This window comes from Stenotrophomonas sp. A3_2 (genome assembly GCF_036624925.1).
GTDB classification, from domain to species: Bacteria; Pseudomonadota; Gammaproteobacteria; order Xanthomonadales; family Xanthomonadaceae; genus Stenotrophomonas; species Stenotrophomonas hibiscicola.
Map to the genome: position 1 here is coordinate 1 of NZ_JAZKVY010000179.1, position 688 is coordinate 688.

A 688-nucleotide genomic window follows, 5' to 3' on the forward strand; every position below is an offset into this window, starting at 1 on the left:
GCCATTGGTCATGCCCTCATCGACACGGGGCGGCGCGTCCTGTTCTGCTCCACCACCGACATGGTCCAGAAGCTCCAGTCCGCGCGCCGCGACCTCAGCCTACCCGCCATGCTCGACAAGCTCGACAAGTTCGATCTCATCGTGCTCGACGATCTGTCCTACGTCCGCAAGGACCAGGTCGAGACCAGCGCCTTGTTCGAGCTCATCGCCCACCGCTACGAACGCCACTCGCTCGCCATTACCGCCAACCAGCCATTTTCGGCATGGGACAACGTCTTCCCTGATCCCGCTATGACTGTCGCCGCGATCGACCGCCTCGTGCACCACTCGATCATCATCGAGATGAACGGCGAAAGCTACCGCAAGCGTTCCGCCGTCGCCCGCATCAACGCCGGCGATTACGACCCGCCCAATGGCGCCCCGGACCGGCCATCATAATTGTCGCTGGCTTCGCGCTCGGGAGCACCCTTGCTGAGGCAACGGGTAATTGTCGCCAGCGGCAATTACATGCCAACCATCCCATGCGCTTCAACCCCTCGCTTCCGGCCAGCGCCAGCGACAATTACCCAGCGTCGTAATTGTCGCTCGACGGTTGCTCCTCGCAACAGCAAATGGTAGCCAGAATTCACCAACCGGCGCGGCCACCTATCGGCCATCAAAATTGACGCCGACCGGACTCCGTAATCGT

Annotated in this window: 1 protein-coding gene; it reads left to right on the plus strand. The window is 61.6% G+C overall.

The features are described from left to right. Window positions 1–438 (plus strand): ATP-binding protein (locus R5H29_RS05575; RefSeq protein ID WP_332328888.1); only part of this gene is annotated, 438 nt, incomplete at its 5' end. Window positions 439–688: the final 250 nt, after the last annotated feature.